The organism is Vulcanococcus sp. (assembly GCF_044369115.1).
Taxonomy (GTDB): Bacteria; Cyanobacteriota; Cyanobacteriia; order PCC-6307; family Cyanobiaceae; genus Vulcanococcus.
Genome location: NZ_JBIPMN010000229.1, coordinates 1 through 3,237 on the forward strand (window position 1 = coordinate 1; position 3,237 = coordinate 3,237).

At 66.6% G+C, this 3,237-nt stretch carries 5 protein-coding genes; 1 reads left to right on the forward strand and 4 read right to left on the reverse strand.

What is annotated here, in order from left to right; all coding sequences use genetic code 11:
* Window positions 1-152: 152 nt before the first annotated feature.
* On the forward strand, window positions 153-1,799 hold the full coding sequence (locus tag ACIQ2E_RS13595) for a YifB family Mg chelatase-like AAA ATPase (RefSeq protein WP_398331607.1): 1,647 nt from the start codon (window positions 153-155) through the stop codon (window positions 1,797-1,799).
* Window positions 1,800-1,930: 131 nt separating this feature from the next.
* On the opposite strand, the gene rpsU is transcribed toward ACIQ2E_RS13595, so the two are convergent.
* The 4 genes from rpsU to ACIQ2E_RS13615 form a co-directional block, all read right to left on the reverse strand.
* Entirely contained in the window at window positions 1,931-2,101 is a 171-nt protein-coding gene (gene rpsU, locus ACIQ2E_RS13600; RefSeq protein WP_010304532.1) for a 30S ribosomal protein S21, read from the reverse strand.
* 56 nt (window positions 2,102-2,157) lie between these two features.
* Window positions 2,158-2,784 (reverse strand): DUF3747 domain-containing protein, encoded by a 627-nt coding sequence (locus ACIQ2E_RS13605; RefSeq protein ID WP_398331610.1) that lies wholly within the window; start codon window positions 2,782-2,784, stop codon window positions 2,158-2,160.
* Between the two features lie 56 nt (window positions 2,785-2,840).
* Window positions 2,841-3,038 carry a hypothetical protein gene (locus ACIQ2E_RS13610; RefSeq protein WP_398331613.1) on the reverse strand — a complete coding sequence of 66 codons (198 nt, stop codon included), beginning with the start codon at window positions 3,036-3,038 and terminating at the stop codon, window positions 2,841-2,843.
* A gap of 12 nt (window positions 3,039-3,050) precedes the next feature.
* Window positions 3,051-3,237: peptide deformylase (locus ACIQ2E_RS13615; RefSeq protein WP_398331616.1), on the reverse strand; the 187-nt coding region annotated here is incomplete at its 5' end.

Consider the following 3,237-nt stretch of genomic DNA (forward strand, 5'->3'; position numbering starts at 1 on the left):
ATCTCACCCCGCAGGATGCGGCCGAAGATCGTGTCGTTCGGCGGGGTGGCAGCGGCGTCGGCCATCAGCGGTGGCTGTTGGGGAAGGGGGTGAAAACCGAGCAGCGATGAAACAGAGGTGGCACTTCACCACTGCAGGTTTGCGTGAGCCCGATGTTGGCACGATGCAGCGGAGCCGCCCTGGTGGGGCTTGAGGCCCGGGCTGTGGCCGTGGAGGTGGATATTGCACCCGGGCTACCTGGGCTGCAGATCGTGGGGCTGGCGGATGCGGCCGTGCAGGAATCGCGGCAGCGCGTGCGGGCCGCCATCCGCAACAGCCATCTGCGCATGCCCCTCACTCGGGTGATCGTGAACCTGGCTCCGGCGGATCTGCGCAAGGAGGGCCCCGCCTTCGACCTTCCCATCGCCCTGGCCGTGCTGGCCGCCAGCGGCCAACTGGATCCGGCCCAACTCGATGGGATCTGGTGTGCCGGAGAGCTGGGCCTGGGCGGTGAACTGCGGCCGGTGCGCGGCGCGGTGGCTCTGGCCCTGGCGGCGCAGCGCCATGGTGCGAGGGCCCTGCTGCTGCCGCAGGCCAACCTGCGCGAAGCCGAGCTGGTGGAGCAGCTACCGCTGGTGGTGGCTGGCAGCCTGAGCGAGGCCCTGCACTGGCTGCAGAACCCGGATCGCGCCACCCAGGCGGCCCGTTCTGCGGCAGCTGATACCCCGCCACCGCCAGTAGATCCGTTGAATGACCTGGCTTGCGTGCAGGGGCAACTGCATGGCCGGAGGGCCCTCGAGATCGCCGCCGCCGGCGGCCATCACCTGTTGTTGGTGGGTCCGCCAGGCAGCGGCAAAACCCTGCTGGCGCAGTGCTTACCGGGCCTGCTGCCCGAACTCAACCGAGCCGAGCGGCTCGAGCTCACCCAGCTCTACTCCGTTGCTGGATTGCTGCCTCCCGAGGGTGAGCTGCTGCAGCAACGGCCGTTCCGCAGCCCGCATCACAGCTGCTCGAGCGCCGCACTGGTGGGGGGCGGCGCCAGGCTGCGGCCGGGGGAACTGGCCCTGGCCCACAGAGGGGTGCTGTTTCTCGATGAACTGGCGGAATTCCGCCGTGATGTGCTCAATCAGCTGCGCCAGCCGCTGGAGCAAGGCGAATTGTGGCTGAGCCGGGCGCGGCAGCGGCTGCGCTTTCCCTGCGCGGTGCATCTTGTGGCCGCCACCAATCCCTGCGCCTGCGGCTGGGCGGGCGATCCCGAGCGCACCTGCAGCTGCGGCAGCGCGATGCAGCAGCGCTACTGGGGCCGGATCTCAGGGCCGTTGCTCGATCGCATCGATTTGCAGGTGGTGATGCGGCGGCTGGAGGGAAGCACCCTGGGCGCAGGCTTTCGAGGCAACAGCGCGGGCGAGGCCAGCGCGGATGTGCGCCAGCGGGTGCAGGCGGCACGCGAGCGCATGAACACGCGGAATCCCAAGGGGGTGAGCAACAGTGCACTGAGCGCGCGCGACCTGAACCTGTGCGGATCCATCGGCAGCGAGGCGCTCGATTTATGGCAGGCGGCGATCGATCAACGGGGCCTCAGCGCCCGCGCGGCCGAACGGGTGCTGCGGGTGGGCCGCACCATTGCCGATCTGGGGGGCACGGCCATGGTGGAGGCGTCAGCCATTGCCGAGGCCCTCAGTTACCGCAGCTTTGACCAGCTCAGTGCCGCAGCGGCTGATCGCGGTAGGGCTGCACACCCACCAGCGGTGGCTGGTGCTGGCGCTCCTCGAGAGGATTCCCGAAGGCATTGCCAACGCTCGAGCCGAACCAGCGATTGAGAACCTGCATCAGCTGCTTCATGGGACACCTCTGCTGGGGGTGATCCCATCATCAACATGCCATAAAAAAGCGGAAACCGGTAAAAACACCGATTCCCGCCAGGGCCTCGTAGGGATGTTTCTTGAGCCGATCAGCGGCGGCGACGACGCTGCTGGGCCTTGCGCTTGTACTTCTCAACCGGGGTCTCGTGGTGACGCAGGCGCTTGAGGTCGGCGAAGATCCCGGCTTTGGACACCTGGCGCTTGAAGCGGCGCAGCGCCGACTCAATGCCCTCGTTTTCGCCGACGGTGACCTGGGTCATAAACCGATCAAGAATCTGTGCAGTTTGACGATGGTAGCAAGTGCCTTGTCAGCTTTTCAGCTGCCGGCGGCGGGCACCGGCGGCACCGCCGCAGGAGCAGCGGGCGAGATGGACGCAGCGGCCGCATCAGGCCAATCAGTGCGATAGACGTAAACGTGACCGAGGGTGCGCCCCCCGAACTGACGGCGCATCAGCTTCCAGCCCGGCTCAGGCACCAGCAGCAGAAAACCATTGGTGGAGCCACCGCTGCGGGCCACCACCAGCTCGGGGCCGGCACCTGGCTTGGTGGGCAGGGCCATCAACACTGTGTCGCCCGATTGCTTCACCACGCTGAGGCGGTACACGGTGCCCAGATCGCTGTCAGCGATCCGCAGCGAATAGCCGTTGCCGTCGATGAAACGGTTGCAGATGCCGGTGAAGTCGAAGGTGGAGAGCAGGGGATCCACCACCGCCGGGTTTCTTCCCTGCACGGCGTAGCAGGGCCTGGCTTCACTGCGCTGCTCATAGATGTTGAGCTGGGCGCGGCTGCCATCACCGATCGGTGCCGCCACGATCACGAACTTGCTCTGATCCACCTCTACGGCTTCAAACAACGCCTTGGCCGCTGCGGGCTCGGGCGCCAGCAGGGCCAGAGCACCGGCCAGAGGCAGCAGTGCAGCGAGGGTGCGAACCGAATGAATCACAGACGCAGGCATGCAGCCAGGCGATCGTAGAAGCGCCGGGCGGAGATGCCAGCCCCTCAGGCCGGCTTGTTGATCCGGATCGCCACGAGCAGGCTCAGCACCGTGCCAGGCAGGGCCAGGGCCAGAATCACGCGAGTAGTGGAGACCCCAAGGTCGGGATCGCCATAGGCGAGTTCAAACACCGAACCGGTGGCAGCGATTCCGAGCAGGCAGGCCAGGGCCAGGAACACTCCGGCCAGGGGTTTCATCGGCATAACGAGAGGGGCTCAGGCGATCGCGTGCACATCGGCCGGATTGAAGCCCTTCTCACCGAGCCCCTCGCGCAGCTTGTCGTGATCGGTGACGCGATCCACAAACAGCACACCGTTGAGATGGTCCATCTCGTGCTGGATGCAACGGGCCATCAGACCATCCGCTTTCATCCGCTTGGGCCGGCCCATCTCATCGCGGTAG